Below are 26,604 nucleotides of genomic sequence, written 5' to 3'. Positions count from 1 at the left end.
AAGCCTGCGCCGCGCCGGGCACCACGTGCATGTCCACGACATCCGCCCCGAGGCCGCAGCCGCCTTTGCCGCCGAAGGTGGCACAGCCTGCGCCACGCTGGCCGACATGGCCGCCGCTTGCCGCATCATCGTCAGCGTGGTCGTCAACGCCCGGCAGACCGAGGCCGTGCTGTTCGGCGAAGGCGGCATCGCCCCCGCGCTGCAGCCCGGCTCCGTCTTCGTCATGTGCTCCACCGTGGACCCCAACTGGTCCGTGGCGCTGGAGGCCAGGCTGCAGGCGCAGGGCGTGCACTACATTGACGCGCCCATCTCCGGCGGCGCGGCCAAGGCCGCGTCCGGGCAGATGACCATGATGACGGCAGGCCGCCCCGAGGCCTATGCCGCCTGCGAAGGCGTGCTCGACGCCATGGCCGCCAAGGTCTACCGCCTGGGCGACAGCGCGGGCGCGGGCAGCAAGGTCAAGATCATCAACCAGCTGCTGGCCGGCGTGCACATTGCCGCAGCGGCCGAGGCCATGGCCCTGGGCCTGCGCGAAGGCGTCGATGCCGCCGCGCTCTACGAGGTCATCACCCACAGCGCCGGCAACAGCTGGATGTTCGAGAACCGCATGGCCCACGTGCTGGCCGGCGACTACACCCCGCTGTCGGCCGTGGACATCTTCGTCAAGGACCTGGGCCTGGTGCTGGACACCGCGCGCCACAGCAAATTCCCGCTGCCCCTGGCCTCCACGGCCCACCAGATGTTCATGCAGGCATCCACCGCCGGCCATGGCCGCGAGGACGACAGCGCCGTCATCAAGATCTTCCCGGGCATCACCCTGCCTCCGGCTCCATCGGAATCCCCATGACCCTTCTTCTGGGCTGCATAGCCGACGACTTCACGGGCGCCACCGACCTGGCGAACAACCTGGTGCGCGCAGGCATGCGCGTGGTGCAAAGCATTGGCGTGCCCGCCGGCCCGGTGGACGAGGGCGTGGACGCCGTCGTGGTCGCGCTCAAGTCGCGCACCATCGCGCCGGCCGACGCCGTCGCCCAGTCGCTGCAGGCACTGCAGTGGCTGCGAGGCCAGGGCCCCGATGGCCGGGCTCCGCAGATCTACTTCAAATACTGCTCCACCTTCGACAGCACGCCGCAGGGCAATATCGGCCCCGTGGCCGATGCGCTGATGGACGCGCTGGGCTGCGAATTCGCCATTGCCACGCCTGCCTTTCCCGACAACCAGCGCACCGTCTTCAAGGGCCACCTGTTCGTGGGCGATGTGCTGCTCAGCGAAAGCGGCATGCGCAACCACCCGCTCACGCCCATGACCGATGCCAACCTGGTGCGCGTGCTGCAGGCGCAGACACGGCGCAAGGTGGGGCTGATCGACCATGTGGCCGTCGCGCAGGGCGAAGCCGCCATCCGCGCGCGCATCGCCGCACTCCAGGCAGAGAGCACGGGCATGGCCATCGTCGACGCCGTCTCCAACGACGACCTGCTGCGCCTGGGCCCGGCGCTGGCCGGCATGCCGCTTGTCACGGCGGGCTCGGGCGTGGCCATCGGCCTGCCCGCGAACTTCGGCATACAGCCCTCGGCCCAGGCCGCTGCCCTGCCCACCGCCACCGGCCTGCAGGCGGTCGTCTCGGGCAGTTGCTCGGTGGCCACCAATGCGCAGGTGGCGCACTTCATCGCCTCGGGGCGCCCTGCCTTGGCGCTGGAGCCGCTGCGCATCGCCGCCGGCGAGGACGAAGCCGGCAAGGCCCTGGCCTGGGCCCGCCAGCACATCGCCAGCGGCCCGGTGCTGATCTACTCCACGGCCGAATCCGCGGCCGTCAAGGCCGTGCAGGGCCGCCTGGGCGTGGAGCAGGCCGGCGCACTGGTCGAACAGACCATCGCCGCCATCGCCCGGGGGCTGGTCGAGATGGGCGTGCGCCAGCTCGTCGTGGCCGGTGGCGAAACCTCGGGCGCCTGCGTGCAGGCGCTGGGCATCGAGCAGATGCGCATAGGGCCGCAGATCGACCCTGGCGTGCCCTGGTGCCATGCCGCCTCGCCCCTGGCGCCGCAGGGGCTGCACCTCACGCTCAAGTCCGGCAACTTCGGCACCACGGACTTCTTCACCAAGGCCTTCGGCGCGTTGCAGCGCGCCTGATGCCACACTCAGCATCCGTTTTCAGGAAAGCCTTCATGCCCCGCTTCGCCGCCAACCTGTCCATGCTCTACAACGACCTGGATTTTCTTGACCGCTTCGAGGCCGCCGCGCGCGACGGCTTCCAGGCCGTCGAATACCTGTTCCCCTACGACTTCGCGCCCGAGCAACTGGCCCGCCGCCTGCAGGACCACGGCCTGCGGCAGGTACTGTTCAACGCCCCGCCCGGCGACTGGAACGCGGGCGAGCGCGGCCTGGCCTGCATCCCCGGGCGCGAGGCGGAATTCGCCCAGGGCATGGAACGCGCCATTGCCTATGCCCGCGCGCTGGGCTGCCCACGCATCCACGTGATGGCCGGCCTCAAGCCCGAAGGCGCCAGCGACGATGCCCTGCGCGCCACCTACATCGCCAACGTGCGCCACGCCGCACGGCTGGCCGCGCCCCACGGCATCGCCATCCTGCTGGAGCCCATCAACGGCCGCGACATGCCCGGCTTCTTCCTGAGCCGCCAGGACCAGGCCCACGCCCTGCTGACCGGCATTGCCGAGCCCAATGTCCAGGTCCAGATGGATCTCTACCACTGCCAGATCGTCGAGGGAGACCTCGCCATGAAGATCCGCCAGTACCTGCCCACGGGCCGCGTGGGCCACCTGCAGATCGCAGGCGTGCCCGAACGCCACGAACCCGACGTGGGAGAGGTCAACTACCCCTACCTGTTCCGCCTGCTGGACCAGCTGGGCTACGACGGCTGGATAGGCTGCGAATATCGCCCCGCGCGCGGCGCGGCCGCGCACGCTACCAGCGAGGGGCTGGGGTGGATGAAGGAGTGGCTGTAGCTGTAGCGCCTGCTGCGGCAGCCCGTCATCCGCCAGGCACGGGAGGACGGGGCGGATAGCTGTCCTGCCTATCCGCCGCCTGCGTTCAGGAATACTCCAGATCGCTGTGCTTGCTGGTCACCAGCCGGCCGGCCGACAGCGACATCATCAGCAGCGCAATCGCCTCATGCATGATCAGCGTGTGCGTGTTGCCGGTCTCCACCATCTTGCTGCGCAACGACTCGCGCACCTGGGGGGAGCCGGTCACGTCGATGATGATGTCGACCGCTGCATCCACCAGATCCATGAACCGTGTAGTGACCGGCACGCCACGCGCGCGCGCCAGTGCGATGCCGGGCTGGTCCAGGTCCAGGTCGGCCACCCCGAGCAACTGCACGAAGGGCGCGTCCAGCAATTGCTGCAGCAAGGGAGTGCCGGTCTGCCCCGCACCAATGACCACGATCCGGAAGGCTTGCATGGGTTGAATCCTTTTCCATATGGGAAGTACGGCGCCATCATAGAAATGCCTTGCCGGTGCGCGCCGGTCCGGGGCGGGTGGAATGGGTTTGTATGACCCAGGTCAAATCCGGTGGACAGGGGCGTGGTGGCGGGCCAGGTCTCTGCGGTCGAGGTTCGATACCGGCTGCCTGCAGCACGGACCACACCACAGGCTGCTGACGCGGGAGCCTGCATTCGCCCACAAAAAAACCCGCCGGCTTCGTGGCCCGGCGGGTTTTCTCAGGTGAATAACAGCAGACGCTGTTATTGCCTTACAGGAACCTGTTCCGTGTACTCGCGCAGCACGCCGCCGCCTTCGACGGAGCCGCTGACCTGGCCGTCCTTGACGCGCTCCACGCAGGAGCGGCGGTCGCCTTCGTTCTTGAAGACATCGCAGCGGGCCACGGCATTGCGCTGGAAGTTGTCGCCCGACTGGACGCCGCCTCGGCGCGATTGCTCCTGGACGGCGGCGGCCTCGTGCTGGGCAGGGTCGCGGCGGTCATAGCCGCGCTTGGCGGGCCCCTTGTGCTCGGCGTGCTTCTTGTGGTGGTGATGGGGCTTGGCCTTTTCCGCGGCGGGGGGCGGAGGCGGCGTGCCATCAGGCCCGGGGCCGGGCTGGGCGGTGGCCAGGCCGGCCATGCCCAGGACGGCAGCGCCAATACACAGCTGCAGGGGACGGATCCATGGATTCTTCATAGCTTCACTCCATTCCTCGTGAAAAAGTCAAGGCCCAAGCATGCGTGTTTTCCAGCTCCCCATTTATCGGTACAGCACGGCTGCGCATGCAGTCCATGGCCTACATGTTGCCGCGCAACGCGCAAGCGGTCGCCGACCTGGGTCAAGCCTGGGTGGCAAACCAGCGCTGAACGCCGTCGGCCATGCGCGCGAAGACGCTGTCCAGCGTGGGAACCTCGGCACCCCACAGGGCGCGCAGCACGTCCGCGTTCTCGAACAGGCCGTGCCAATAGCAGCCGGCGATGCGGCCGTCAGGGCTGTGCCACAGCAGGCCCGGCACAGGCTCGGCCACGGCGCTGCCGGCAGCCACCATGTCGGGGCGCACGCTGGTCTGGCCATGGTGGATTTCATAGACCCGGGCCTGCACGCCGGACAGCGCCGCCAAAGCCCCTGGCAGCGGCGGCAGCTGCACGCTGGCGGGCAGCACGGTCTTGTCGGGCGCGAACAGGGTCGTCAGCGGCAGCAGGCCCAGGCCGGCTGCGTTGCCGTCCACGCCGTGCAGGTCGATCAGCGCCTCGCCCAGCATTTGCAGGCCGCCGCAGATGCCCAGCACCTGCCGGCCTGCCGCCGCATGGGCGGCGACGGCAGCATCCAGGCCCTGGGACCGCATCCAGGCCAGATCGGCAGCCGTGGCCTTGGAGCCCGGCAGGATGATCCAGTCCGCGCCAGCCAGCTGGGCCGGCGTGCGCGCCCAGACCACGCGCAGGCCCGACACCTGCAGCAGGGGCTGGAATTCGTCGAGGTTGCTGATGCGCGGGTAGGCGACGATGGCGATGGTGGTGTGCACGGCGCGCCCCACGCCTCCTCCAGAGCCACGGTCGTCAAAGACGCCATCCTCCTCCGGCAGGCCATGCTGGAACTGCATGGGGATGGTGGCCACGGTGGGCACGCCGGTGCGCTCCTGCAGCATCTGCGGGGCGGGCGCCAGCAGGCTGGCGTCGCCCCGGAATTTGTTGAGCACGAAGCCGCGGATCAGCGCCTGTTCTTCCGGAGGCAGCAGGGCCCAGGTGCCGTAGAGGTGGGCGAAGGCGCCGCCGCGGTCGATGTCGGATACCAGCAGGCAATGCGCGCCGCAGTGGCGCGCCACGCGCATGTTGACGACGTCGCTGGCATGCAGGTTGATCTCGGCCGGCGAGCCTGCGCCCTCGATGACGACCACGTCGTTGTCGGCACGCAGGCTGTCCAGCGCCTCGGCGATCTGCGGCCACACGCGGGCGCTGCGGCCGCGCCAGGGCAAGGCCGAGAGTTCCTCGCTGACCCGGCCCAGCAGCACGACCTGGCTGCGCATGTCGGCCTCGGGCTTGAGCAGCAGCGGGTTCATGCGCACATCGGGCGCGCAGCCTGCGGCCAGGGCCTGCAGGTACTGTGCCGTGCCGATCTCGCCCCAGGCACCGCCCGGCGCGCAGACCACGCGCGCGTTGTTGCTCATGTTCTGCGCCTTGAAGGGCGCCACCTTGTAGCCCTGGGCGCGGTACCAGGCGCACAGCGCGGTGGCCACCCAGCTCTTGCCGGCACCGCTGCTGGTGCCCAGCACCATCACGCACAGCGCGGGGCGCTGGCCGGGCTCGGGCAAGGGCAGGTTCACGGCGGCGGGTTCACTCGATTGCATGGTGTTTCTCCATTGGCTGCCAGGCAGCCAGCAAGGCGTTCTGGGATGCAGGCGCCAGCACGCCCATGCGCACGCAGCCGGGCAGGCCGAAGCTGTCGCAGTCGCGCAGCTTGATGCCCTGCACGCGCAGTTGGGCCAGACGCGTCTGCATGGCGTCGCCCTGCCGTGCCTGCGGCCAGCGCGCCACAAAGTAATTGGCCTGCGAGCCGGGCAGCACCTGCCAGCCCAGGCGCTGCACCAGATCGATCTGTTGCGCCTTCCAATCGCGTAGCCGTTGCAGGCTTTGCGCCAGCCATTGCCGGGTGGCCGGTGCGGTCCAGGCCGTGAGCATGGCCTCGCCATGGGCGCCCACGGGCCAGGAGGGTGACAGGGCACGCAAGGCATCAATCTCGTCGTGCGGCACGGCTTCGGGCGCAATGGCGTAGGCCGCGCGCACGCCGGTCATGCCAAGGGCCTTGTTGGGAGTCCACATCTGCCAGGCATCGCGCACCGGGAAGGGCACGGCGGGTTCCATGCCCGGCTCCATTCTGAGGGGCGCATAGGCGCAGTCGATCACGCGCCAGGTGCCGGGCGGTGCGGGCTCGCTCCACAGGGGCCAGACATCTTCGGGCTGGCCCAGCGGGCTCGATGGCGCGCAGGCCCAGTGCAGGCCGGGGCCGGCCTCGGTGATACCGTCGCGCACGGCCTGGCGCAGGCGCCAGACCTGGGCCGCGTGGGCGTAGTCGCCGTAATGGTGTGCCGGCAGGCTGGCGACGGCCGCGCCTTCGCGCGCTGCATGCATGGTGATGCGGTGGATGAAGTCGCTGGCGCTGGCCGCGATGACGATGCGCCCGGCCGTAACGCCATGAAAGTCCGCCAGGCGCGCACGCAGCGCCGTGTACTGCGGGTCGGGGTACTGGGCCGCGTGGGCCTGGGACAGCGCATCCAGCGCTTGCGGACTGGGCCCGCAGGCATTGCGGTTGGTGGAGAAATCGTGCGCGGGCACGCCCAGCGCATCCGTGCCGCCGTGGGTGACTGGGATCGGTTTCATGGTGTCTTTCCTGCCATCGCCCATCCAAGGACCAGGGCGGCGGCCAGCCCTGCAGCCACCAGCATGGCGACCACGCGGCCCGCATGCGCCACGGCCTGCTGCAGCTCGGCCGCCTGCGGCACGCAGCCTGCGGGGTTGAGCACGTAGACGCCGGGCTTGCCCAGGCGCACACCCAGCAGCCTTGCCATGGCGCCCATGGGCCAGCCGCCGTTGGGCGACGGGGTGATGCGCGCGTCCTGGCGCAGCGCACCCCAGCCCGGACGTCGGCCAGCGGCCAGGCCGGACAAGGTCAGCAGCAAGGCGGTCAGGCGCGCCGGTATCCAGTTGAGCAGGTCATCGGCACGCGCCGTCCATTTGCCGGCCCATTGCCAGTGGCGCCGGTCATCGCCATGCCCGCGCCAGCCCGGATAGCCCCACATGGCATCGGCCGTGTTGGCAAAACGGTAGAGGGCCGCGCCCGGCAGGCCGGCCACGGCAAACCAGAACAGCGGCGCCAGCACGGAGTCGCTGAGGTTCTCGGCCAGGGTTTCGATGGCGCTTTCGCGCACCTGGCCTGCGTCGAGCTGCGCCGTGTCCCGGCTGACCAGCCAGGTCAGGCGCTCGCGGCCTGCAGGCAGGGATTGCTGCAGTGCGGCTTCCACGGCCAGCACCTCGTCGCGCAGCATGCGCCAGGACAGCAAGGGCTTGAGCAGCACCCCCAGCACCAGCGCCCCCAGCCACCAGGGCATAGGCGGCAGCAGCCACTGGATGAACGCGTAGATGGCGAAGAACAGCAGCGCCAGCAGGCACCAGGCGACTGCGCCCAGCGCAAAGCGTGGCCAGTCGCGCACATGTTCTTCGCGTGGGGCAATTCTTCGCCCAACCGCAGCCAGCAGCCGGCCCATGGCGACCACGGGGTGCATCCACACGGGCGGCTCGCCCCAGAGCCGGTCGATCAGCAGGGCCACGGGCACAGCCAGCGCGGCGGCCAGGGCGTGGCGGGCCCAGGGGTCGGGCACAGGCTGCGACAGCGCCTGCCAGCTCCACCACAGCGGACTGAACGCGGCGCCCGACAGTTGCCAGAAATGGCTGTCGTTCATGCCTGCGGCGGCGCCCCGGCGGCGCGCTGGCCCCACAGGTCGTCGTAGAGCATGTCCTGCAGCGGCGCACGGCTGGCCCATTTCTGCTGCTGCAGCATGGGCTCGGCGTAATAGGCGGACACGGGGCCCAGGCACAGCACGGCCAGCGGCCGACTGCCCACGGGCATTTGCAGCAGCGCGGCCAGCACCTCGGGATCGAACAGCGAGACCCAGCCCAGCCCCAGCCCCTCGGCACGCGCGGCCAGCCACAGGTTCTGGATGGCACAGGCGGCCGAGGCCACATCCATCTCGGGCAAGGTGCGGCGACCGAAGACATGGGCATCGCGCCCGGGCGGCATGGCCACGACCAGCACCTCGGCCGCATCCAGCACGCCCTGGACCTTGAGCTGCATGAAGTCTTCCTCGCGCTCGCCCAGGGCGCGGGCGGTCTGCAGGCGCTCCTGCTCGACCACGGCGTGTATGCCCTGGCGCAACTGCGCATCGCGCACGCGGATGAAGCGCCAGGGCTGCATGAAGCCGACGCTGGGCGCATGGTGGGCGGCGCGCAGCAGGCGCAGCAGAACATCGGGCGCGACCTCGCCTCCGCAGAAATGGCGCATGTCGCGCCGCTCATGGATCGCGCGGTAGACGGCTGCCCGCTCGGCCTCGGCAAAGGGTTGGGCGGGAATGGTATCTGGCGCCCGGGAATGCGTTTCGCTGCTCATGCCGCCATTGTCCGCCGCAGGCCGGGCCTGCAGGCGGCATCAGTCCTCAATACCACGCTGGGCGGGAATGCCGGCCTGGAAGGCGTGCTTGACCAGTTCCATGCGCGTGACCGTATCGGCCACGGCAATGATTTCCTCGGGGCAGCGGCGGCCCGTGAGCATGACGTGCACATGGCGCGGGCGGTCGGCCAGGGCCTGCAGCACGGGCTCCAGCGGCAGCCAGCCGTAGATCAGCGGATAGGTGATTTCGTCGAGCACGACCAGGAAGTGATCGCCCGAGAGAATGGCCGTGCGGGCGCGCTCCCAGCCTTCGCGTGCGATCTGGGCAGAGCGTTCGTGGTCCTGGCTCTTCCAGCTGAAGCCGTCGCCCAGTCCCTCGATGGGCATGCCCAGCTGCTCGAACATGCGGTGCTCGCCAAAGCGCGCCGTGGGCACCTTCATGAACTGGAAGATCTTGACGGACTTGCCCCGGCCATGCGCGCGCAGGGCCAGGCCGAAGGCCGCCGTGCTCTTGCCCTTGCCGTCGCCGGTGTTCACCAGCACCAGGCCACGGCGTTCGCCTTCGGGCTTTTCATAGGGCTTTTCCGTCGGGGCCTGTTCGATCTGCATGGGTCTGTGTCCTCAAAAGTTGCACACGCTGCGGCGGGCGTGCGCCGCAGCGGAGCGCCACTTTAACCGAGGCGCACGCCCAGCCGGCGCTGCAGGGCACGCACGGCGCTGTCCACCGTGGTGAGCACGGGCAGGCCCGTGGCGGCCTCGCAGGCGGCGCGGGCACGCGCCATGCTGAACTGGGCCAGTGCAATGCGCGTGCAGCCACGCGCAGCCAGGGCCCTGGCCTGCTCGACCACCAGGCGGTCATGCGTGGCGGTGTCGCCGCGGTTGAGCGCGTCCATGGCGCCATCGGCCAGGGCAGGCACCAATTCGATGCTGGCCGGGAACTCCGGCGGCATGGACTGCAGCGTGGGCGCGAAGCTGGAGATCAAACCCAAGGCCCCCTGCTGGCCCTGCACGGCCTCCTCGATCATGGCCTCGTTGGGCTTGAGCACGGGCAGCGGCGCATGGCGCGCGGCCACGGCCTCGATGCAGGGGCCGAAGGCCGAGCAGGTGAACAAGATCCCCTGCGCGCCCGTGTCCACGGCGTACTGCGCCAGGCGCTGGAAGCGCTCGTGCATGGCGGCGTCCAGCCCGCGCCCGTTGCGCGCCAGGTCGGCCGAGAGGCTGTCGTCCAGCAGGTTCATGCGTACCGCCTCTGGCCAGTCGCGCGCAAAGGCTTCGTTGATGGGAGCGACGGAATGGCTGAGGGCGTGGATGAGGGCGATGCGGGTCATGGGTTGGGGGAGTCTGAAATGAAACGGAATTATTGGGGCGCCAGCCGGGTGAACTGGGAGCGCGGCAGCAGGCGCTTGAAATCGGCATCGAAGCTGACCACATGCTCGCCCTGGTGGATGGCGGCAGCGGCCAGCCAAGCGTCCGGTACGTCATTGGCGGAAAGCGCCTTGTCGGCGCACAGTTGCCTTAACGCCGGCCATTCGGCACCCAGCACGGCCTGCTCGACGCCGGGCGATGCCAGCAATGCGTCAACGAAGCGCAAAGCCTCGACCATAGGAGTCGGGTTGACGAAGATCTTCGGATGCGTGACCAGGCGCAGAAAGTTCGCCACCACCATGGGCTGCAATTTCAGCAGCACGCCCTGGCTGGCATCGGCCATGGCCTGCTCCAGCCAGTCGCGGGCCACCGAATGATGGGGGTGGTCGCTGCGCGATGCCGCAACCAGCAGGTTGACATCGGGCGTCATGGTTGATACTGCTGACCGGCGGCATCCAGCAGCGCGCGGTTGCTCAGTGCGTCCAGCCCCGGTGCCAGTCCGCCCTTGCCGTGGTAGACGGGAAGGCGCACGCGCCGGGCAGGCGCCTGGGCCTTGCGCAAGCGCAATTGCAGGCCCTCCTCGATCAGGCGCGTCAGGCTGGTGTGCTGCTGTGCCGCATAGGTCTTTGCTTCGGTCAGCAATGCATCGTTGAGGTCAAGCGTGGTCTTCATGACGGCCCCCAGAGCAGGAATTTCGTACAGATTTCTCGCACAGATCCTTTGCAAAGATCTTTCGTACAGATTTCTGTATGTTAGAAAAATTCCGCTGGCAGGACAACCAGGCCGGCCTGCGCCCTTCAGATGCCCTTGGACGAGGGATGAGCGAAGGATGGGCGAAGGCATCATGCCCCTCACCACGCGGTCCACGATGGCCTTGGCCTCGTCCCCGATACGCCTTCAGCGATTCAGGTGTTCCCTGCAGCCTTTCGCGCCGATGACGATGCCGGTCAGAGATTCTTCGGCGTGTGTCATGGGCTCTGCACCCAGAGTGCCAATCTGCAGGATGACGTTGCGCCGCATTCCAGAGCCGGTATTCATGCCTCCGCCATGAAGCACCTTCGGGTGGATCGCCACGATCTGGCCTGGGTCACACTGCACGGTGACGGTGTCGGCCGGATCGGGAGTGGGCCAGGTGCCACTCACCTTCTGCTGCTGCGCCTCCTGGTCGGAGATGCGATGAGTGCCCGCATCGAAGCAGGTGGCACCGCTCTCCACCGACATGCCATCCAGGCAGATCATCAGACGGACAAAGCTGGAATCCCTGGTGCAGAAATACCCATTGGGATAATCGCGGTGCCAGGAGATCGACCGTCCGAATCCGGGATTCTTGATGGTCACGTTCATGAAATGGACCACTGCCTCGTCCACGCCAAGAAGCGTCGTTGCCGCCGAGACAAGCGCGGCATCGTGAAGTGTCTCTGCAAAGACTTCATCAAAGCGGGCGGGATCTCCAACAATGAAGATCGAGTTTCCGGTAAGGGCACCATCCAAGCCGGCGCGCTTGCTGGCCGACAGATCTTTCTCGTATACCAACAGCTCGTCCAACGCCGGATCCAGTGTTCTGGCCTGCGCATGGCGCTGGATGGCTTCAACAGATGCCACCAAGCTGTCGAGAAGGCCCTTCTCCATGGGTCTTGGCCAGATGACAAATCCCTGCTGCTCAAACATCTCCAGTGCATCGGCAAGCATCGAAAAATTCCTCCACCCTTTTTTTGTGAAGCGCTATTTCACCCTGTTGCGACAGAAAAAGAGATGTATCGCAGTCTGAAAATCAGCATGCCAAGGCCGAAGCCGCCATTTGCGCCACAGCCATTGCAGCGCCAGGATCATCACCGTCTTCCATGCTCCAGACGGCAGACAGCCCCGACCAGGCCAGCACCCATTGCAACAGGCGCCTTTGCTCTATGCCCGAGACTTCGGCAATGGTGGCCATGCGGCGCGCAAACCGCCCCGGCGCCAGCGCGCTGGCGCGGTCGGGATTGCTCAGGATGTTGGCGTAGTCAAAGCCGCGCTCGCCGTGCAGGCCCTTGGGGTCGATGGCCAGCCAGCCCAGGGGGCCGAAGTCCAGCACATTGCCGTGGTGAAGGTCACCATGCAGCACGGTCACGTCGCGCGGTGCGGCCAGCAGCTCGCGTGCCGTGGTGGCGCACAGGCCGAGCAGGCTGGCGGTTCCATGGCCTTGTGCAAGCAATGCATGGAACCACTGCGTCAGCGGCACCAGGGGTGGCAACGCCTTGGCGCGCGGCAGGTGCAGGCGCTTGGCAGCGGTGCACAGGATGCGCGTGGCCTGCTCATCGCGCGCGCCACGGGCCATCTCCACCAGCGATTCGGGTCCTGTGGCGCGCAGCATCAGCAAGGCCGGCCCTTCCTGGGCCAGCACAGGCGCGGCGCCGTCGCCATTCCACCAGGCCATCAGGCGGGCACCGGCCACTTCTTCGGGCTCCAGCGCAATCTTGAGCATGGCGGGCGTGCCGCCCTGGCGCACGGGCAGCAACACACCGCGCGGCGTGGACAGGGGCTGGCCATCGATGGTCAGAGCCCAGCGACTCAGATACGGCGCATGGAGAGACATTTTTTCCGACAGGCGATCAGGGAGCCGCAGCTTGCCCCCGCAGCCGTGGCAGGGCCAGCCACTGCCCGTCGATGGCGCGGATGCGCAGCCGGTGCTCGAACACGGCCTCCAGCGCCGCATGCGTGGCCGCGTCGGCGCAGGCCCCCTGGTGCACCACTTGCCCCTTGTCGAGAATGACCAGGTCCTGGGCCTGCAAGGCCATCGATATCTCATGCAGCACGCTGACCACGGTGCGGCCCTGGGCGACCAGGGCCTGCACGCATTCGAGCCAGTCGGCCTGGTGCGGCGGGTCGAGGTTGGCCAGGGGTTCGTCCATCAGCAGCACACGGGCCTGCACGGCCAGGGCGCGCGCCAGCAGCACGCGCTGGCGCTCCCCGCCCGAGAGACTGCCCACGCTGCGCATGCGCCAGTCCCAGCCCTGGGTCTGGCGCAGCGCCTGCTCCACAGCGGCATGGTCTGCCTGGCTGGGCGCCGCCAGCCAGCCCTGGTGCGGCAGGCGGCCCAGCATGACCACGTCCTGGACCCGCATGTCGCCGGCCACGGGCTGGTTCTGCCCCAGCCAGGCCAGCGAGCAGGCCCGTTCGCGCGCACTCCATTGCCGCAGCGGGCGGCCCAGGAGCTCCACCTCGCCTTGCACGCCAGCGCCGGATTCCATGCCTGCAAGGGCGCGCAGCAGCGTGGATTTGCCTGCGCCATTGGGGCCGACGATGGCGGTCCAGCGGCCGGCGGGCAGGGCCAGGCTCAGGCCGCCCAAGACCTGTCGATCGCCCAGGCGAACCTTCAGGGCGCGCGCTTGCAGGGCGGGGGCCGTCATGCGCCCTCCCCGCCGCGCAGGGCGTGGCGGCGGTGCATGAGCCACAGCAGGTAGCTGCCTCCCAGCAAGGCCGTGAGCGCGCCCACGGGCAGCTCCTGCGGGGCGATGAGCCAGCGCGCCAGCAGGTCGGCGGCCAGCAGCAGCACGGCGCCCATGCCGGCGCTGAGTACCAGCAGCCAGCGGTGCATGGACCGCACCATGGAGCGCACCAGATGCGGCGCGGCCAGGCCGACGAAGGCGATGAGCCCGGTCTGCGCCACGGCCGTGCCCGTGGCCAGCGCCAGCAGCAAGATGAGCACCATGCGCAGCGGCGCCAGCGGCAGGCCCAGGCTGTGGGCCGTGGCCTCGCCCAGGGACAGGCCGTCGAGCACGCGGCCCAGGCACCAGGCACCCAGGGCGGTGGCCAGCAGCACGGCCAGCATCAGCGCGCAGGCGCCCCAGCCGATGAAGGAGGTGCTGCCCAGCATGAAGGCCTGCATGGCCTGCATGATGTCCGGGTTCATCAGCAGCACCAGCGATGCGGCCGCGCCCAGAACCACCCCCACCACCACGCCGGCCAGCAGCAGGCGCATGGTGTTGTGCACGCCCTGGGCCAGCACCAGGGTCAGCAGCACGGCCAGGGCCGCGCCCGCAAAGGCCGCACCCGTGACACCCAGGCGCGCCAGGCCCGCCAGTGCGAAGGGCGAGGCGCCCAGCGCCGCCATGCTCAATGCAACGCCCAGAGAGGCGCCCGAGGCGCTGCCCAGCAGATAGGGATCGGCCAGCGGATTGCGGAACACGCCCTGGGCGATGGCCCCGGCCAGCCCCAGCAGGCCGCCGGCCAGCCAGGCGCCCGCCGTGCGGGGCAGCCGGATCTCGGTGACGATCTGCCAGGACAGCGGATCGCTGCGCGCCGCCCACACGCTTTCCCAGCCCGTGCTGCCCACGCCCGCGCCCAGCAGCATGAGCAGGGCACTCACGACCAGCAGGGCCAGTGCCATCCACGGCGCCGCCAAGCCGCTGTGGTGCCTGCGGGCCGGCCTCACCGTGCGGCCCCGTTCAGGCAGCGCGCCATCAGCGCAGCGCCCTCGGCCATGCGCGGGCCGGCGCGCACCAGCACGTCCAGCTCGGCCGGCACAAAGCGGCAGACGCGCCCGGCCTGCATGGCACGCAGGCGGCCCCAGCCCGGATAGGGCTCGCCCGATGTGCCCAGGCTGCGGTCGCCGCCCAGGATGAAGTCCGGATCGGCGCGCACCACGAATTCAGGGTTGATGCGCGGGAACGGCCCCAGCTGCGCACCCACGATGTTGCGCATGCCCAGGCGCGCCAGGGTCTCGCCGATGAACGAAGACTCGCCTGCGGCAAAGGGGCCGCGGTTGACCTCGAAGTACACGGTCTGCCCGCGCAGCGCGGGGGCCATGCTGCGCTCCACCTCCTGCATGCGCGCCTCGATGGCGGCCCAGACCCGGTCGGCACCCTGCTCGGGCGGCAGGTCCAGCAACTGGCCCACGGTGCGCAGCACGGCCTGCGCATCGGCATGGGTGCGCGGCTCCAGCGCCACGACCTTGAGGCCCAATGCCTGCAGCCGCGCCACCGAGCGCGAGGCCATGGACACCAGCACCAGATCGGGCTTGAGCGCGACGATGGCCTCGATGTTGGGATCGATTCCGCCGCCCATCACGGGCAGGGTCTTCACATGGGCCGGCCAGTTCGAATAGCGGTCCACGCCGACCAGGCGCTGGCAGCCGCCCAGCTCGCACACGGTCTCGGTCAGCGAGGGCAGCAGGCTGACGATGCGCTGCGGCGGCTGTGGCAGCTCCACCGGAACGCCCCGCCCGTCCGTGACCCGGATGGCAGCCTGCGCCGCAGACAGCGCCAGTGCCAACGCCAGGCCCCACAGGGCGGGACGCCATGGCCTCACGGCTGCGGGCCCTTGAGCGCCAGCGGCAGGCCGGCGCACATCAGCGTGACGGTTTCGCAGCTTTGCGCCGCACGCTGGTTGAGCACACCCAGCGCATCGACGAAGGCCCTCACCTGCGATCCCAGCGGGATCACGCCCAGGCCGATCTCGTTGCCGACCAGGATCACCGGGCCGGGCGCGCCCTGCAAGGCGTCAAGAAAGGCCGCGCATTGGCCCGACCATCCACGCGCCAGTTCCTCGGAAGGCTGGGCCGGCATCATCCAGTTGGTCAGCCACAGCGTCAGGCAGTCCACCACCAGCAGGCGCTGCGGCGTGCTGTGCCGCGCAAGCATGGCGGCCAGGTCCAGCGGCTCCTCAAGCGTGGCCATGCCGGGCACGCGCTCGGCGCGGTCGCGCCGGTGGCGGGCGATGCGCTCGCGCATTTCGTCGTCCCAGGGCTGGCCGGTGGCGATCAGCGCGGCCTCGCGGTCCGGTGCGCCATCGAGCCAGGCGCGCGCCAGCAATTCGGCGCGGCGCGACTTGCCGCTTTTCTGGCCACCCACAATGAGCTGGCTGCGGGGAAGCGAAACGGTGGAGATGGGCTCGGTCATCACGCGGTCCCCGGATGAATGTCGGCGCCCAGCAGCGCGGCCACGGCACGCGGCTGCGAGGCAAACCAGGCATGGAAATAGCTGGCATGCACGCTGCCGTGGCGGTACAGCGCCTCGCCCCGGTCGGGATGGGCGTCCTGTCCCGGACGGCTGCTGCGCCCGGCCTCGGTCATGGAAGTCTCCAGCCGGCTGTAGTGAAAGGTGTGGCCGCGCAGCAGGCCCCAGGGCGTGGGCAGCTGCAGCATGCCCAGTCCGGCCAGGCGCGGCTGCATGCAGGCATGGCCGGGCAACAGGCCCCAGAGGTCCGTGGTCCGGCCCGCGGTGTCGGTCAGTCGCTCGCACAGCGCCAGCATACCTCCGCACTCGGCCCAGACCGGGCGGCCGGCAGCCACGTGGCCGGCGATGTCGCCGCGCAGCGCGGCATTGGCGGCCAGAGCATCCAGGTGCAGCTCGGGATAGCCGCCGGGCAGCCACAGCGCATCGCAATCCGGCAGGCGCTCGCCGGCCAGCGGCGAGAAAAACGCCAGCCGCGCGCCCATGGCACGCAGGCAGTCGAGGTTGGCCGCATAGATGAAGCTGAAGGCCGCATCGCGCGCCACGGCCACGGTGCGGCCCGCCAGCCAGGGCTGCACCTGCTCGGTGCGTTCGGCAGGCAGCTCAAAATCCACGGACCAGTCCTGCCAGCTGGCGCCCTGCCCCGGCCCGGCCTGCCAGGGCAACTGGCCCAGCGGCGTAGCCTGCAGCGCGTCGGCGGCCACGTCCAGGCGCACCAGCGCATCGTCCAGTTCATGTGCGGCGACCAGGCCCAGGTGTCTTTCGGGCAGCAGCGAGGCGGCGCCCTTGCCCTGCACGCGCGCCAGCGCGCCCAGCCACAGCGAGGGATCGCGCAGGCCGGCACGCAGCAGATCGGCATGGTGGGCGCTGCCCACGCGGTTGGCCAGCAGGCCGGCCCAGCGCAGGCCCGGCCGATAGTGCTGCAGGCCATGGGTCAGCGCGCCAAAGGTGCCGGCCATGCCCGAGGCGTCGATGACGGCCAGTACCGCCAGGCCCAGCCGCTCGGCCACATCGGCCGCGCAGGGCGTGCCGTCGAACAGGCCCATGACGCCTTCCACCAGGATGAGGTCGGCCTCGCAGGCGGCGGCGTGCAGGCGCGCACGCATGTCGGCCTCGCCCGTCATCCACAGATCGACGCTGTGCACGGGCGCGCCGCTGGCCAGCTCGTGCCAGTGCGGGTCCAGGAAGTCGGGGCCGCACTTGAACACGCGCACGCGGCGCCCCTGGCGCGCATGCAGCCGCGCCAGCGCAGCCGTCAGCGTGGTCTTGCCCTGGCCCGAAGCCGTGGAAGTGATCAGCAGCGCCGGGCAGCGTGCCCCGCCCTGGCCAAGGTCAATGTTCATGTGTTCGCTCCGCGCGGCGCATTGTAGTGCGCGCCCGCACCGCGGCCGCAACCAATGCTTACGCAATACATCCCGCCGAAGCAGACGAGTCCTACAGATGGCGCTACGATTTTGTGAGACAGTCTGGCGCTCGCTCTCCAATACCCGAGCAAGGCGCTGACGTCAAGCCGTGTACGCCTGCCTGTTACCAGGTTTCCTCGGATACTTCCACGGAATGTGCTCACTTCGTTCGCACGTCCTACAATCTCAGCGTCTATGACCTCCCAGACTTCCCTCGACCACATTGCAGAGCGCGTGGAGCGCCTGCTGGTTCGCCACGAGGAACTGCAACGCACCAATGCGCTGCTCGCCGAGCAGGTGGCGGCCCTGACCCAGGAGCGTGATTCGCTGCGCTCGCGGCTCAACGCCGCCCGGGCCCGCGTCGATGCCCTGATCGAGCGCCTGCCCTCCAACCAGGGGGCCTGACCCCTTCGCAACCGCCGACGCCCCGAACGCCCATGAAGCAGATCGAAGTGCAAATCCTGCAGCAAAGCTATGTGCTGACCTGCCCCGATGGCCAGGAAGAGCGTCTGCTCGAAGCCGTGCGCCGTGTGGACACGGCCATGACCCGCATCCGCGACAGCGGCAAGGTCCGCTCCCGCGAGCGCGTGGCCGTGCTGTCCGCGCTGAACATGGCCTTCGACGTGCTGGACCGCGAAGCCCAGGAAAGCGCCATGGCCACGGCCCAGGCCGAGATGCAGTCCCTGCATGACGAGGCCGCTTCCCAGCACAACGCCCCATCCCAGCCGCCCGAGCCCAGCCCCGAGGAACTGGCCGAGCGTGCGCGCCAGCAGGCCCTTGCCGAGCAACTGGTGCTGCGCCTGGACCAGGCCCTGGAGGGCGATGCGCGGCTGATCTGAGCCTGGGCCGCCGCTGCCTTTCCTTGCCCCGCACGACAGCCTCTTCGGAGGCTGTTTTCATTGCATCGCCCATGTCAATGAAAAGCCCATGCCGTTCAAAGAACTTGATCGCGGGCCTGATCAACGGCCTTAGAATGGAGGCGTCTGCAAACCCGCCGGGCTTTATAGTTCCTTGGACCAATGCTCTATGAGCCCGGGCTTGGTACATTGCCATTCGAGCGTGATCGTCTCGCGTCAGATGAACCCAACGTCTGGCTGCCCTTGCCCCCCTGAACCCCGGTTCAGGATGACGGCCCGGTGGTCTTTGCAGACACCTGATTCCAACCCGGCGCACCTCCACGGTGCGCCGGGTTTTTTGTTGCCCGCCCCTCCACTACCGATCTGCCGCCGCATGCCTGATCTGCTGTTTCTCGAACTGGCCCTGCTGGGCCTGTGCTCCGGTTTCCTGGCCGGCCTGCTGGGAGTGGGCGGCGGCATGGTGCTTGTGCCGTTTCTGACCTACTTTCTCGACAAGCGCGGGGTCGGCCCGGACCTGTCCGTGAAGATGGCGATCGCCACGGCCATGGCCACCATCGTGTTCACCTCGATCTCCAGCCTGCGCGCCCACCACGGTCGCGGCGCCGTGCGCTGGGACATCGTGCGCAGCCTGGCGCCGGGCATCATCACGGGCGGGCTGCTGGCCAGCCTGGGAGTCTTCGCACTGCTGCGCGGCAAGTACCTGGCGCTGTTCTTTGGCGTGTTCATCGGCTACATGGCGCTGCGCATGCTGCGCAGCAACAGCCAGCCCACGGCCACGCGCGCCCTGCCGGGGCCGCTGGGGCTGTACGGTGCGGGTACGGGCCTGGGCTTCATCTCGGGGCTGGTGGGTGCGGGCGGGGCCTTCATCAGCGTGCCCTTCATGATGCGCTGCTCGGTGCCCATGCACATGGCCGTGGGCACCAGCGCGGCGCTGGGCTTTCCGATTGCCGTGGTGAATGCGGCAGGCCTGATCTTCACAGGCGCCGGTGATGCGGGACGCCCCGAATACTCGCTGGGCTACCTGTGGCTGCCGGCCCTGCTGGCACTGGCCTGCTGCAGCGTGCTGACCGCACCGCTGGGCGCGCGGGCCGCGCACCGGCTGCCCGTGGCCCAGCTCAAGCGGATCTTCGCCACGCTGCTGTTCGGCCTGGCCGCCTACATGCTCTGGAAGGGCTTGAGCGCGGGCAGCTGAGCGCTTGCCACCTGGGCCATTCTCTGCCGGTAGGCGATGGCGCCGATGCCGGCGCGCTGGGCCTGCAGGCATTCGCCGAATTGCTCGCGCGGCAGGCCCGGCGCGCACAGAAAGCCCTGGAAGTAGTGGCCCTGCATGCGGTGGATGGCCGTCAGCTGCTCGTGCGTTTCCACGCCCTCGGCCACGATCTCCACGCCCAGCGCCAGCCCCAGGCTGATGATGGCGCCGACGATGGCCTGGTCGCCCTCGTCGCTGGGCAGGCCGCGCACAAAGCTCTGGTCGATCTTGATCTTGGAGATGGGCAGCTTCTTCAGATAGGCCAGGTTGGAGTAGCCGGTGCCGAAGTCGTCGATGACCATGCCCACGCCCAGATCGGCGATCTGGCATACGCGCAGCGCCATGTCCTGTGCATCCTGCAGCAGGATGCTTTCGGTCAGCTCCAGCTCCAGCAGATGGGGCTCCAGGCCATAGCGGCGCAGCAGCTCGGTCACGCGCTCGACAAAGCCCGACTGGCGAAATTCCAGCGCCGAGACATTGACCGACACCTTGATCGGCATGCCCTGCTTCTGCCAGCGCGCAGCCTCCTGCACCGCCTGCTCCATGACCCAGGCGCCCAGCGTGACGATGTAGCCCGACTCCTCGGCCAGCGGAATGAAGACACCGGGCGAGACCACGCCGAATTCGGGGTCGGTCCAGCGCAGCAGCGCCTCGGCCGCGACGATGCGGTCGCTGTCTATGTGCACCTGGGGCTGGAAGTACACGGCCATGCGGCCATGCTCCAGCGCCTGGCGCATGGCATGCTCCAGCTTCATGCGCGACAGCAGGCCCGCGCTCATTTGCGGCTGGTAGAAGCTGAAATGGCCCCGGCCCCGCTCCTTGACGCGGTACATGGCCGTGTCGGCCTGGCGGATCAGCTCGTCCAGCGTGAGGCCGTCGGCCGGGTACTGGGCCACGCCGATGCTGCACTGCACGGAAAAACCCAGGCCGTCGAGCAGGAAGGGCCGCTCCATCTCCTGCAGGATGCGCTTGGCCACCGCGGCAGCCAGCTCGGCGTTGCAGCCGTGCAGGTAGAGCACGAACTCGTCGCCGCCCAGGCGGCACAGGATGTCTACCGGCCGCATGCAGTCGCTCAGGCGCTGTGCGACCAGCTTGAGCACTCGGTCGCCGAACTGGTGGCCCAGCGAGTCGTTGATGATCTTGAAGCGGTCCAGGTCGATGAACAGGATGCTGAACACCGTGCCGCCTGCGCGTGCGGCCTCGATGGCCGCATCCACGCGCTCCGTGAGATTGAGCCGGTTGGGCAGGCCGGTGAGCGCGTCGCTGTAGGCCAGCTGTTCGATGCGCTGCTGTGCCACGCGCTGCTGGGTGAGGTCGCGCATGAAGCCGATGCTCTGCACCACGTCGCCCTGCGCATTGCGCAGCGGCACCCAGGACAGGCGCACGGCGCAGCGCGCACCGCCGGCCTGGCGCAGCCACAGGTCGCCCTCCCAGAAGCCGCCTTGATGCCACTGTATGCGGGCCAGGTCGCCCAGCGTGTCGGATGGGTCTTCGGTGGCTTCGAACAGCGATTCCACCGTGCGGCCCTGCACGGGCATGCCGCCCAGCAAGCGTTCGCAGGCCGGGTTGGTGCGTGCCACGTCCATGTGGTCATCGGCGATGAAGATGCCGTCCAGGCTGGACTCGAAGACCCGCGCAGCCAGCTCCAGGCCCGCCTGGGTCTGGGCCTCGGCCGTGATGTCGCGGAAGGAGAAAATGCGCCCCATGGGCAGGCCCCGGCGCAGCTGGGGCACGGCGCGGCGCTCCAGGATGCGGCCGTCGCGCAGGTCCAGTACGTCGGACGCTTCCATCAGGGGCTGGGCCGACAGCAGCTTCAACTGCTGCGCGTAGGACTCGGCATCGCGCACCTGGCCGGCCAGGTGATCGAGGATGGCCGCGTCGTTGCGGCGCACCAGCAACGCCTCGGGAATGCCCCAGAGCGTGGCGAATCGGTGGTTGAAGGCGCGGATGCGGCCATCGGGATCGCACACCAGGATGGCGTCGGCCGCCGACTCCAGCGTGGCGCGCAACTCGCCCAGCAGGCTTTCGAATTCGGCCTCGTGCAGCGCCTGCTCGCGCCGGTCCAGCATGCTGACCAGGAGCACCTCGCCGTCGAGCGCGCGCACGCGCATCTCCACGGGCGCCAGCTGGCCGTCGGCACGGCGCACCTCGGAAATGAACTGGGCGCCGGCCTGCCAGTTGAAGGGGTCGCTCCAGAACGCCTGCTGCTGCGGCGTGGCGGCCAGCACCTGCACGGGCAGTCCCACGGCGGCATCGGTCTCATAGCCGGTGACGGATTCGCTGGCGGCGTTGGCGCGCAGCACCTTCAGGCTGCGGGCATCGATCAGCCACAGCGCCTCCTGCAGGGCATCGAGCAGGCGGGGCCAGGCGCGGTTGAGCGCTTGCTTGTTCAAGACGCCACCTTCGGCGGATCCAATTCCACCGCCCGTTCAAAGTAATAGCAGACACGCCGGCGCGGCGACAGATAGTCCAGCGCGTCGCGCGGCAACTGCGCAGGAGCCACGCCCCGGCGTATGCCCAGCGCGGGAAACAGCTCCAGCGCCAGCACGGGCGCCTGGGCGGCCGGCACGCTGGCGTCATGGACCATCACCGAAGGCTTGAGCGGCCGTGATGCATTGACGGACATGACCATGGCATGGCGCCCATCGGTCAGCTCCACCACCGAGCCCGGCGGGAACACGCCCATCATGCGGATGAAGCCATTGAGCACGGGCGCGGCGAACTTGTCGCGCAGCCGGCTGAACAGCATGGACAGCGCCTCGTGCGGCGTGTGCGGCGTCTGCGCATCGCCGGGATTGCACAGGCGGTCATAGGTGTTGACCAGGGCCAGGATCTGGCCCGTGAGCTCCATGTCCTCGGCCACCAGGCTCAGCGGGAATCCCGTGCCGTCGGCCCACTCATGGTGCTGTGCGATGGCGGTGGTGACCTGGGCCGACAGGCCCATGCGCATGGCGATGGCCACCGATTCACCCACATGGCGCTCGTAGCGGTCGCGCAGCGCGTCGGGCACGGAAGACTCCAGGGCCAGGCCGTGCATGCCCTCGGCGCCGGCCACCGGCTTGCCGGCATCGTGCAGCAGCGCCGCCAGGCCCAGGTCGCGCAGCAGCGCAGCCTCCAGGCCCAGGGCCCGGCCCAGCAGCAGGCCGAGCACGGTCACGTTGACGGCATGCACGCTCTGGTTGCTGCCCACGCCATCGGACAGGAGGTGAATCGCCACGTCCTGCGGGCCGGCCAGTTCGGCCAGGCAGCCGTCGACCAGGGCTTCGGTGGGCATGCGCGCCTGCTCGGGCGCGCTGGCAAGGGTGGTTTCGATGGCCACATAGCCACGCTCCACCTTCTGAAAGCGCGCATTGCAGTCCTCCAGCCGGCCGCGCCAGTTGGGCACGGACAGCAGCAGCGGCGCTGCGGGTGCAGGTTCCTCGGCGGGTTCGGCTGCGGCGGCCGCCACAGCGGGCAGCGGCTGCGGCGGCGGAGTGCGCACCTCGGCCGGCCAGGCGTCGCTTTTGTGCGGAACGCAGCGCACCGCCTCCAGGCCCAGGGATTTCAGGGTCTGGATCTGTGCGCTGGAGGTGATCTTGAAGCTGCTGACCGGAAAGGGATGGTTCAGCCATCCAACATCGAGCTGGACAAACATGCCCGGACGGAGGTCTCGGATATCGATGAGGACGGAATGGTTCACGCGCGGCAACGGCCCCGAGGCTGAAGGAATCGGCAAATGTAAGCCGATGATTCGGGCATTATCTCCAGTTCTGAGGGCCTTGCAGGCAATCCGCGACCCTCAGGACCAAGTCTGTCCCCCGCTGTTGTTCATCGGCACCAGAGACTGGGCTTGTAGATCAGGTCCATCCACAGCGCCCACACGGCCACGCCCACCAGCATCAGGCCGGCCAGCCGCGTGCCCCATTCGGCACGCAGGCCGTTCAGGCGCTGGCGGCCCAGCCGCCACAGCCAGGGGCCGGCCACCAGCCACAGCCCGCTGCCCACGCCAAAGGCCGCCATGGCCGATGCGCCCTGCAAGGGGCCACCGCTGAGCGCGGCGACCAGCACGGCCGAATACAGCAGTCCGCAGGGCATAAGCGCCCAGGCATAGCCCGCCGCCAGCGTGCCGCCAGGGGCGGACACCCAGGGCTGCACGCGCCGCCAGGCGGCGCGGCCCGCAGACTCCAGCCAGGCGGGCTGGCGGGCCTGCACCATCATGGCCAGGCCCCAGGCCATCACGGCGACATGGGTCAGCGTCCAGAACGGCTGCAGCGCCGTGGTCTGGCTGGTGAGCCAGGACAGGCTTTCCATGGCCAGCGCCGAGGCAGCGCCCAGGCTGGCATAGCCGGCCAGCCGCCCGCCATGGAACAGCGCCGTGCGCAGCCACAGCCGGCTTTGCAGTCCATGGACGGCGACCACCTGCCCACCACCCTGTACCGTGCCCTGCCCCGCCCCGCCCGTGACCACGCCGCAGGGCGCGGCGCACATGGCAAGGCAATGGGGCCCGCCGACGAGCCCCATGATCAAAGCGGTCCAGAGCAGCGACAACAGCATGGGGCCTAGATGATCCTCGAAAACCGCGCCCGGTTCTTGTCGGCCTGCAGATATCGGTCAAACAGCATGGCCACGCCACGCACGAAGTACCAGCCCATGGGCGTGACCTGGAATCCCTCGTCGCTGATCTGCACCAGCCCCTTGGCCTGCAGGTCCTGAAGCGCCGCCAGCTCGGGGGCGAAGTACTCGCGAAAGCCCAGCAGCCAGGCCTGCTCCATGGGCTCGAACAGCACGGCGCCCTGGCACATGATGGCCATGATGACGGCGCGCCGCACCAGATCATCGCGCGACAGTGCCAGGCCGCGCACCACGGGCAGGTGGCCGGCGTCGATGGCGTCGTAGTACTCCTCCAGCGTCTTGGCGTTCTGGCTGTAGCTGGCCCCCACCTTGCCGATGGCCGACACGCCCAGCGCAATCAGGTCGCAGTCGGGCTGGGTGCTGTAGCCCTGGAAGTTGCGATGCAGCCGGCCCTGGCGCTTGGCCACGGCCAGCGCGTCCTCGGGCAAGGCGAAGTGGTCCATGCCGACGTAGACATAGCCGCCGTCCATGAAGGCCGCGATGGAGCGCGAGAGCATGGCCAGCTTGTCGGCGCCCTGGGGCAGGTCCTCGGCCGCGATGCGCCGCTGCGGCTTGAAGCGCTCGGGCAGGTGGGCATAGGCATAGAGCGCGATGCGGTCGGGCCGCAGCGCATTGACCTGGGCCAGCGTGCGCTCGAAGGACTCGGGCGTCTGCTTGGGCAGACCGTAGATCAGGTCCACGTTGATGGAGGCAAAGCCCAGCTGCCGTGCCGCTGCCACCAGCGCGAACACCTGCTCGGCCGGCTGCACGCGGTGCACGGCGATCTGCACCTGTTCGTCGAAGTCCTGCACGCCGAAGCTCAGGCGGTTGAAGCCCAGTTCCTTGAGCACGGCCAGGCGTTCGACGCTGACGGTGCGCGGATCGACCTCGATGGAGTATTCGCCGCCCGGCTCCAGCTTGAAATGCTCGCGCAGCAGGGCCATCAGCGTGCGCAGTTCATCGTCCGAGAAGAAGGTGGGCGTGCCGCCGCCCAGGTGCAGCTGGCTGACGGCCTGGCCCTTGCCGCAATGGGCCGTGTGCAAGGCCATCTCGCGCGCCAGGTAGTCCAGGTAGACGGCCGCGCGATCGTGGTGGCGCGTCACGATCTTGTTGCAGGCGCAGTAGTAGCACAGCGACTCGCAGAACGGCACATGCACATACAGCGACAAAGGCATGGCCCGCGCTGCGGTACTCGATTTGCGGTGCTCAAGTGCCAGGATATAGTCTTCAGCACCGAAAGCCTCCACGAAACGATCGGCCGTGGGGAACGAGGTGTATCGGGGCCCCGGTACGTCGAAGCGACGCAGCAGCTCTGGGGTGACAGCGGTCATGGGTTTTTTCCTCTAATGTCGTCCACTGTGCCGCAGCCCATTGGCCGCGTCCTTGACTCATATCAAGAGTTGTTCGCGGCAGTGCTGCGACAATTTGATCCAACTCATCGCCATCCACGAGGTCACCGCCGGCGCACTGCTGCGCCGCTGATGTTTACTCCATGAACCTTCAGACCATCAAAGCATCCTGTTCCAATTGCAACCTGCGCGAGCTGTGCATGCCCATGGGCCTGGATGCCGAGCAGATGCAGCGCATCGACGACATCGTGGCCACGCGCCGCAAGGTCAAGCGCGGCGGCCTGCTGTTTCGCAACGGTGAGTCCTTCACCTCGCTGTACGCCATCCGCACGGGCTTCTTCAAGACCTGCGTGGCCACCGAGGACGGGCGCGACCAGGTCACGGGCTTTCAGATGGCCGGCGAGATCATCGGCCTGGATGGCATCGTCAACGACCACCACACCTGCGATGCGGTCGCGCTGGAAGACGCCGAGGTCTGCGTCATGCCCTTCGACAAGCTGGAGGACCTGTCGCGCGAGGTCACGGCCCTGCAAAACCATGTGCACAAGGTCATGAGCCGCGAGATCGTGCGCGAGCATGGCGTGATGCTGCTGCTGGGCAGCATGCGTGCCGAGGAGCGCCTGGCCGCCTTCGTGCTCAACCTGGTGCAGCGCCTCCACGCCCGGGGCTTTTCCAAGTCGGAACTGGTGCTGCGCATGACGCGCGAGGAAATCGGCAGCTACCTGGGCCTGAAGCTGGAGACGGTGAGCCGCACCTTCTCGAAGTTTGCCGAAGAAAACATCATCGAGGTGCGCCAGCGCCATCTGCGCATCCTGGACACGGACGCGCTCAAGCGCATCGTCAACAGCCAGCAGTGCCAGTGACGCCGCAAGGCCCCGCCCCCCGGCAATGAACAGGGCCCGCGATCGCGGGCCTTGTTCATTGCCATTGCAGTGCACGCAGGTTCAATCGCGCCCCAGGCCCTGCATGGCCAGATTTGGGTCCGGCTCGGAGACCACGCCGTCGTTGAGATCGTGCGTGGAGCGTCCCAGCATGGTGGTCATGAGGCTGGACAGCATGGTCACGCCCCAGAAGGCGAAGAAGGCCAGCGTGTAGATTCCCTGCCGCGACCAGCCCAGGTCGCCGAGCCAGTGCAGCTCCAGCGGGTCCACGAAGGCGAATACCAGCATCTCCATCACGGCGGCGGCCAGAAAGGCCGGCCAGGCAATCCACATCCAGCGTTGGGCCAACATCAGCGATCTCCTTGAGCTGTCGAGGGGTGGCTTTC

The 26,604-nt window shown here is 68.7% G+C and carries 29 protein-coding genes; 7 read left to right on the top strand and 22 right to left on the bottom strand.

Features of this window, described 5'->3' with window-relative positions; all coding sequences use genetic code 11:
• The 3 genes from ltnD to otnI all read left to right on the top strand — a co-directional run.
• Window positions 1-847, top strand: an 847-nt coding sequence (ltnD, locus tag AC5I49_RS07400; RefSeq protein ID WP_495789120.1) for an L-threonate dehydrogenase, incomplete at its 5' end; no start/stop codon positions are given.
• Window positions 844-2,127 (top strand): 3-oxo-tetronate kinase, encoded by a 1,284-nt coding sequence (gene otnK / locus AC5I49_RS07395; protein WP_495789119.1) that lies wholly within the window; start codon window positions 844-846, stop codon window positions 2,125-2,127. The genes ltnD and otnK, both read left to right, overlap by 4 nt.
• A 35-nt stretch (window positions 2,128-2,162) precedes the next feature.
• Window positions 2,163-2,960, top strand: a complete 798-nt coding sequence (otnI, locus tag AC5I49_RS07390) for a 2-oxo-tetronate isomerase (RefSeq protein WP_046241994.1) — start codon at window positions 2,163-2,165, stop codon at window positions 2,958-2,960.
• An 85-nt stretch (window positions 2,961-3,045) separates the two neighbouring features.
• On the opposite strand, the gene AC5I49_RS07385 is transcribed toward otnI, so the two are convergent.
• The 17 genes from AC5I49_RS07385 to AC5I49_RS07305 all read right to left on the bottom strand — a co-directional run bounded on the left by AC5I49_RS07385 (window position 3,046) and on the right by AC5I49_RS07305 (window position 17,232).
• Window positions 3,046-3,417, bottom strand: coding sequence for a hypothetical protein (locus tag AC5I49_RS07385; protein WP_016445227.1), 372 nt, complete (start codon window positions 3,415-3,417; stop codon window positions 3,046-3,048).
• A 284-nt stretch (window positions 3,418-3,701) separates the two neighbouring features.
• The gene (locus AC5I49_RS07380; protein ID WP_016445226.1) at window positions 3,702-4,133 is read right to left on the bottom strand and encodes a hypothetical protein; all 432 of its coding nucleotides are present in this window, start codon (window positions 4,131-4,133) and stop codon (window positions 3,702-3,704) included.
• Between the two features lie 142 nt (window positions 4,134-4,275).
• Window positions 4,276-5,781, bottom strand: coding sequence for a cobyric acid synthase (locus AC5I49_RS07375; RefSeq protein WP_495789118.1), 1,506 nt, complete (start codon window positions 5,779-5,781; stop codon window positions 4,276-4,278).
• Window positions 5,768-6,811 carry an aminotransferase class I/II-fold pyridoxal phosphate-dependent enzyme gene (locus AC5I49_RS07370; protein WP_495789117.1) on the bottom strand — a complete coding sequence of 348 codons (1,044 nt, stop codon included), beginning with the start codon at window positions 6,809-6,811 and terminating at the stop codon, window positions 5,768-5,770. The genes AC5I49_RS07375 and AC5I49_RS07370 overlap by 14 nt, the downstream gene beginning before the upstream one ends.
• A complete protein-coding gene (gene cbiB, locus AC5I49_RS07365; protein WP_495789116.1) occupies window positions 6,808-7,890 on the bottom strand; it encodes an adenosylcobinamide-phosphate synthase CbiB in 1,083 nt (360 codons plus the stop codon). The genes AC5I49_RS07370 and cbiB overlap by 4 nt, the downstream gene beginning before the upstream one ends.
• Window positions 7,887-8,594 carry a 5,6-dimethylbenzimidazole synthase gene (gene bluB, locus AC5I49_RS07360; protein WP_252652938.1) on the bottom strand — a complete coding sequence of 236 codons (708 nt, stop codon included), beginning with the start codon at window positions 8,592-8,594 and terminating at the stop codon, window positions 7,887-7,889. The genes cbiB and bluB overlap by 4 nt, the downstream gene beginning before the upstream one ends.
• A gap of 39 nt (window positions 8,595-8,633) precedes the next feature.
• On the bottom strand, window positions 8,634-9,203 hold the full coding sequence (cobO, locus tag AC5I49_RS07355; protein WP_013803210.1) for a cob(I)yrinic acid a,c-diamide adenosyltransferase: 570 nt from the start codon (window positions 9,201-9,203) through the stop codon (window positions 8,634-8,636).
• Between the two features lie 62 nt (window positions 9,204-9,265).
• On the bottom strand, window positions 9,266-9,922 hold the full coding sequence (locus AC5I49_RS07350) for an aspartate/glutamate racemase family protein (protein ID WP_047327134.1): 657 nt from the start codon (window positions 9,920-9,922) through the stop codon (window positions 9,266-9,268).
• Between the two features lie 29 nt (window positions 9,923-9,951).
• Window positions 9,952-10,389, bottom strand: a complete 438-nt coding sequence (locus AC5I49_RS07345; RefSeq protein ID WP_016453067.1) for a TA system VapC family ribonuclease toxin — start codon at window positions 10,387-10,389, stop codon at window positions 9,952-9,954.
• On the bottom strand, window positions 10,386-10,631 hold the full coding sequence (locus tag AC5I49_RS07340) for a DUF6364 family protein (protein WP_495789115.1): 246 nt from the start codon (window positions 10,629-10,631) through the stop codon (window positions 10,386-10,388). Before AC5I49_RS07340 ends, AC5I49_RS07345 begins: the two co-directional genes overlap by 4 nt.
• A 225-nt stretch (window positions 10,632-10,856) precedes the next feature.
• Window positions 10,857-11,648, bottom strand: coding sequence for a phytanoyl-CoA dioxygenase family protein (locus tag AC5I49_RS07335; protein ID WP_495789114.1), 792 nt, complete (start codon window positions 11,646-11,648; stop codon window positions 10,857-10,859).
• 82 nt (window positions 11,649-11,730) lie between these two features.
• On the bottom strand, window positions 11,731-12,531 hold the full coding sequence (locus tag AC5I49_RS07330; RefSeq protein WP_495789113.1) for an aminoglycoside phosphotransferase family protein: 801 nt from the start codon (window positions 12,529-12,531) through the stop codon (window positions 11,731-11,733).
• 16 nt (window positions 12,532-12,547) lie between these two features.
• The gene (locus AC5I49_RS07325; RefSeq protein WP_043789652.1) at window positions 12,548-13,345 is read right to left on the bottom strand and encodes an ABC transporter ATP-binding protein; all 798 of its coding nucleotides are present in this window, start codon (window positions 13,343-13,345) and stop codon (window positions 12,548-12,550) included.
• Window positions 13,342-14,325: a FecCD family ABC transporter permease gene (locus AC5I49_RS07320; protein ID WP_063327961.1), complete on the bottom strand. Its 984-nt coding sequence runs from the start codon at window positions 14,323-14,325 to the stop codon at window positions 13,342-13,344. Before AC5I49_RS07320 ends, AC5I49_RS07325 begins: the two co-directional genes overlap by 4 nt.
• Window positions 14,326-14,366: 41 nt before the next feature.
• A complete protein-coding gene (locus tag AC5I49_RS07315; protein ID WP_495789112.1) occupies window positions 14,367-15,245 on the bottom strand; it encodes an ABC transporter substrate-binding protein in 879 nt (292 codons plus the stop codon).
• A complete protein-coding gene (locus AC5I49_RS07310) occupies window positions 15,242-15,835 on the bottom strand; it encodes a bifunctional adenosylcobinamide kinase/adenosylcobinamide-phosphate guanylyltransferase (RefSeq protein WP_047217631.1) in 594 nt (197 codons plus the stop codon). The genes AC5I49_RS07315 and AC5I49_RS07310 overlap by 4 nt, the downstream gene beginning before the upstream one ends.
• Window positions 15,835-17,232 carry a cobyrinic acid a,c-diamide synthase CobB gene (locus AC5I49_RS07305; RefSeq protein WP_495789111.1) on the bottom strand — a complete coding sequence of 466 codons (1,398 nt, stop codon included), beginning with the start codon at window positions 17,230-17,232 and terminating at the stop codon, window positions 15,835-15,837. The genes AC5I49_RS07310 and AC5I49_RS07305 overlap by 1 nt, the downstream gene beginning before the upstream one ends.
• A gap of 255 nt (window positions 17,233-17,487) precedes the next feature.
• Between AC5I49_RS07305 and AC5I49_RS07300 the strand changes: the two genes are divergently transcribed.
• From AC5I49_RS07300 to AC5I49_RS07290, 3 genes are all read left to right on the top strand, one after another.
• Window positions 17,488-17,697, top strand: a complete 210-nt coding sequence (locus AC5I49_RS07300; RefSeq protein WP_012204637.1) for a hypothetical protein — start codon at window positions 17,488-17,490, stop codon at window positions 17,695-17,697.
• Between the two features lie 32 nt (window positions 17,698-17,729).
• Entirely contained in the window at window positions 17,730-18,131 is a 402-nt protein-coding gene (locus tag AC5I49_RS07295) for a cell division protein ZapA (RefSeq protein ID WP_016445211.1), read from the top strand.
• Between the two features lie 391 nt (window positions 18,132-18,522).
• Window positions 18,523-19,341 (top strand): sulfite exporter TauE/SafE family protein, encoded by an 819-nt coding sequence (locus tag AC5I49_RS07290; protein ID WP_016445210.1) that lies wholly within the window; start codon window positions 18,523-18,525, stop codon window positions 19,339-19,341.
• On the opposite strand, the gene AC5I49_RS07285 is transcribed toward AC5I49_RS07290, so the two are convergent.
• The 4 genes from AC5I49_RS07285 to hemN all read right to left on the bottom strand — a co-directional run bounded on the left by AC5I49_RS07285 (window position 19,305) and on the right by hemN (window position 25,319).
• The gene (locus AC5I49_RS07285) at window positions 19,305-21,791 is read right to left on the bottom strand and encodes a bifunctional diguanylate cyclase/phosphodiesterase (RefSeq protein ID WP_203399688.1); all 2,487 of its coding nucleotides are present in this window, start codon (window positions 21,789-21,791) and stop codon (window positions 19,305-19,307) included. The genes AC5I49_RS07290 and AC5I49_RS07285 overlap by 37 nt on opposite strands.
• On the bottom strand, window positions 21,788-23,032 hold the full coding sequence (locus tag AC5I49_RS07280) for a cyclic di-GMP phosphodiesterase (protein ID WP_016445208.1): 1,245 nt from the start codon (window positions 23,030-23,032) through the stop codon (window positions 21,788-21,790). The genes AC5I49_RS07285 and AC5I49_RS07280 overlap by 4 nt, the downstream gene beginning before the upstream one ends.
• A 173-nt stretch (window positions 23,033-23,205) precedes the next feature.
• On the bottom strand, window positions 23,206-23,931 hold the full coding sequence (locus AC5I49_RS07275; RefSeq protein ID WP_017406349.1) for a sulfite exporter TauE/SafE family protein: 726 nt from the start codon (window positions 23,929-23,931) through the stop codon (window positions 23,206-23,208).
• A 5-nt stretch (window positions 23,932-23,936) separates the two neighbouring features.
• Window positions 23,937-25,319, bottom strand: coding sequence for an oxygen-independent coproporphyrinogen III oxidase (hemN, locus tag AC5I49_RS07270; protein WP_016445206.1), 1,383 nt, complete (start codon window positions 25,317-25,319; stop codon window positions 23,937-23,939).
• 161 nt (window positions 25,320-25,480) lie between these two features.
• Here hemN and fnr point away from each other — a divergent pair, with 161 nt between their 5' ends.
• Window positions 25,481-26,200 (top strand): fumarate/nitrate reduction transcriptional regulator Fnr, encoded by a 720-nt coding sequence (gene fnr / locus AC5I49_RS07265; RefSeq protein ID WP_016445205.1) that lies wholly within the window; start codon window positions 25,481-25,483, stop codon window positions 26,198-26,200.
• A gap of 81 nt (window positions 26,201-26,281) precedes the next feature.
• Here fnr and AC5I49_RS07260 read toward each other — a convergent pair whose 3' ends face one another.
• Window positions 26,282-26,569 carry a hypothetical protein gene (locus AC5I49_RS07260; protein ID WP_016445204.1) on the bottom strand — a complete coding sequence of 96 codons (288 nt, stop codon included), beginning with the start codon at window positions 26,567-26,569 and terminating at the stop codon, window positions 26,282-26,284.
• Window positions 26,570-26,604: the final 35 nt, after the last annotated feature.

The organism is Delftia sp., from assembly GCF_059499305.1.
The sequence above is the reverse complement of the archived record's forward strand: the minus strand, read 5'-3'. Positions and strand labels throughout refer to the sequence as shown.

Bases quoted from the DNA above. Each gene is read 5' to 3' on its own strand.
- AC5I49_RS07295 (WP_016445211.1), top strand. From the start codon at position 17,730: ATGAAGCAGATCGAAGTGCAAATCCTGCAGCAAAGCTATGTGCTGACC.
- AC5I49_RS07310 (WP_047217631.1), bottom strand. From the start codon at position 15,835: ATGACCGAGCCCATCTCCACCGTTTCGCTTCCCCGCAGCCAGCTCATT.
- cobO (WP_013803210.1), bottom strand. From the start codon at position 9,203: ATGCAGATCGAACAGGCCCCGACGGAAAAGCCCTATGAAAAGCCCGAA.
- AC5I49_RS07305 (WP_495789111.1), bottom strand. From the start codon at position 17,232: ATGAACATTGACCTTGGCCAGGGCGGGGCACGCTGCCCGGCGCTGCTG.
- AC5I49_RS07320 (WP_063327961.1), bottom strand. From the start codon at position 14,325: ATGGCACTGGCCCTGCTGGTCGTGAGTGCCCTGCTCATGCTGCTGGGC.
- AC5I49_RS07370 (WP_495789117.1), bottom strand. From the start codon at position 6,811: ATGAAACCGATCCCAGTCACCCACGGCGGCACGGATGCGCTGGGCGTG.
- bluB (WP_252652938.1), bottom strand. From the start codon at position 8,594: ATGAGCAGCGAAACGCATTCCCGGGCGCCAGATACCATTCCCGCCCAA.
- AC5I49_RS07385 (WP_016445227.1), bottom strand. From the start codon at position 3,417: ATGCAAGCCTTCCGGATCGTGGTCATTGGTGCGGGGCAGACCGGCACT.
- AC5I49_RS07260 (WP_016445204.1), bottom strand. From the start codon at position 26,569: ATGTTGGCCCAACGCTGGATGTGGATTGCCTGGCCGGCCTTTCTGGCC.
- AC5I49_RS07290 (WP_016445210.1), top strand. From the start codon at position 18,523: ATGCCTGATCTGCTGTTTCTCGAACTGGCCCTGCTGGGCCTGTGCTCC.
- AC5I49_RS07275 (WP_017406349.1), bottom strand. From the start codon at position 23,931: ATGCTGTTGTCGCTGCTCTGGACCGCTTTGATCATGGGGCTCGTCGGC.
- cbiB (WP_495789116.1), bottom strand. From the start codon at position 7,890: ATGAACGACAGCCATTTCTGGCAACTGTCGGGCGCCGCGTTCAGTCCG.
- AC5I49_RS07330 (WP_495789113.1), bottom strand. From the start codon at position 12,531: ATGTCTCTCCATGCGCCGTATCTGAGTCGCTGGGCTCTGACCATCGAT.
- AC5I49_RS07280 (WP_016445208.1), bottom strand. From the start codon at position 23,032: ATGTTTGTCCAGCTCGATGTTGGATGGCTGAACCATCCCTTTCCGGTC.
- otnI (WP_046241994.1), top strand. From the start codon at position 2,163: ATGCCCCGCTTCGCCGCCAACCTGTCCATGCTCTACAACGACCTGGAT.
- otnK (WP_495789119.1), top strand. From the start codon at position 844: ATGACCCTTCTTCTGGGCTGCATAGCCGACGACTTCACGGGCGCCACC.
- AC5I49_RS07300 (WP_012204637.1), top strand. From the start codon at position 17,488: ATGACCTCCCAGACTTCCCTCGACCACATTGCAGAGCGCGTGGAGCGC.
- fnr (WP_016445205.1), top strand. From the start codon at position 25,481: ATGAACCTTCAGACCATCAAAGCATCCTGTTCCAATTGCAACCTGCGC.
- AC5I49_RS07380 (WP_016445226.1), bottom strand. From the start codon at position 4,133: ATGAAGAATCCATGGATCCGTCCCCTGCAGCTGTGTATTGGCGCTGCC.
- AC5I49_RS07325 (WP_043789652.1), bottom strand. From the start codon at position 13,345: ATGACGGCCCCCGCCCTGCAAGCGCGCGCCCTGAAGGTTCGCCTGGGC.
- hemN (WP_016445206.1), bottom strand. From the start codon at position 25,319: ATGACCGCTGTCACCCCAGAGCTGCTGCGTCGCTTCGACGTACCGGGG.
- AC5I49_RS07375 (WP_495789118.1), bottom strand. From the start codon at position 5,781: ATGCAATCGAGTGAACCCGCCGCCGTGAACCTGCCCTTGCCCGAGCCC.
- AC5I49_RS07350 (WP_047327134.1), bottom strand. From the start codon at position 9,922: ATGACCCGCATCGCCCTCATCCACGCCCTCAGCCATTCCGTCGCTCCC.
- AC5I49_RS07345 (WP_016453067.1), bottom strand. From the start codon at position 10,389: ATGACGCCCGATGTCAACCTGCTGGTTGCGGCATCGCGCAGCGACCAC.
- AC5I49_RS07335 (WP_495789114.1), bottom strand. From the start codon at position 11,648: ATGCTTGCCGATGCACTGGAGATGTTTGAGCAGCAGGGATTTGTCATC.
- AC5I49_RS07340 (WP_495789115.1), bottom strand. From the start codon at position 10,631: ATGAAGACCACGCTTGACCTCAACGATGCATTGCTGACCGAAGCAAAG.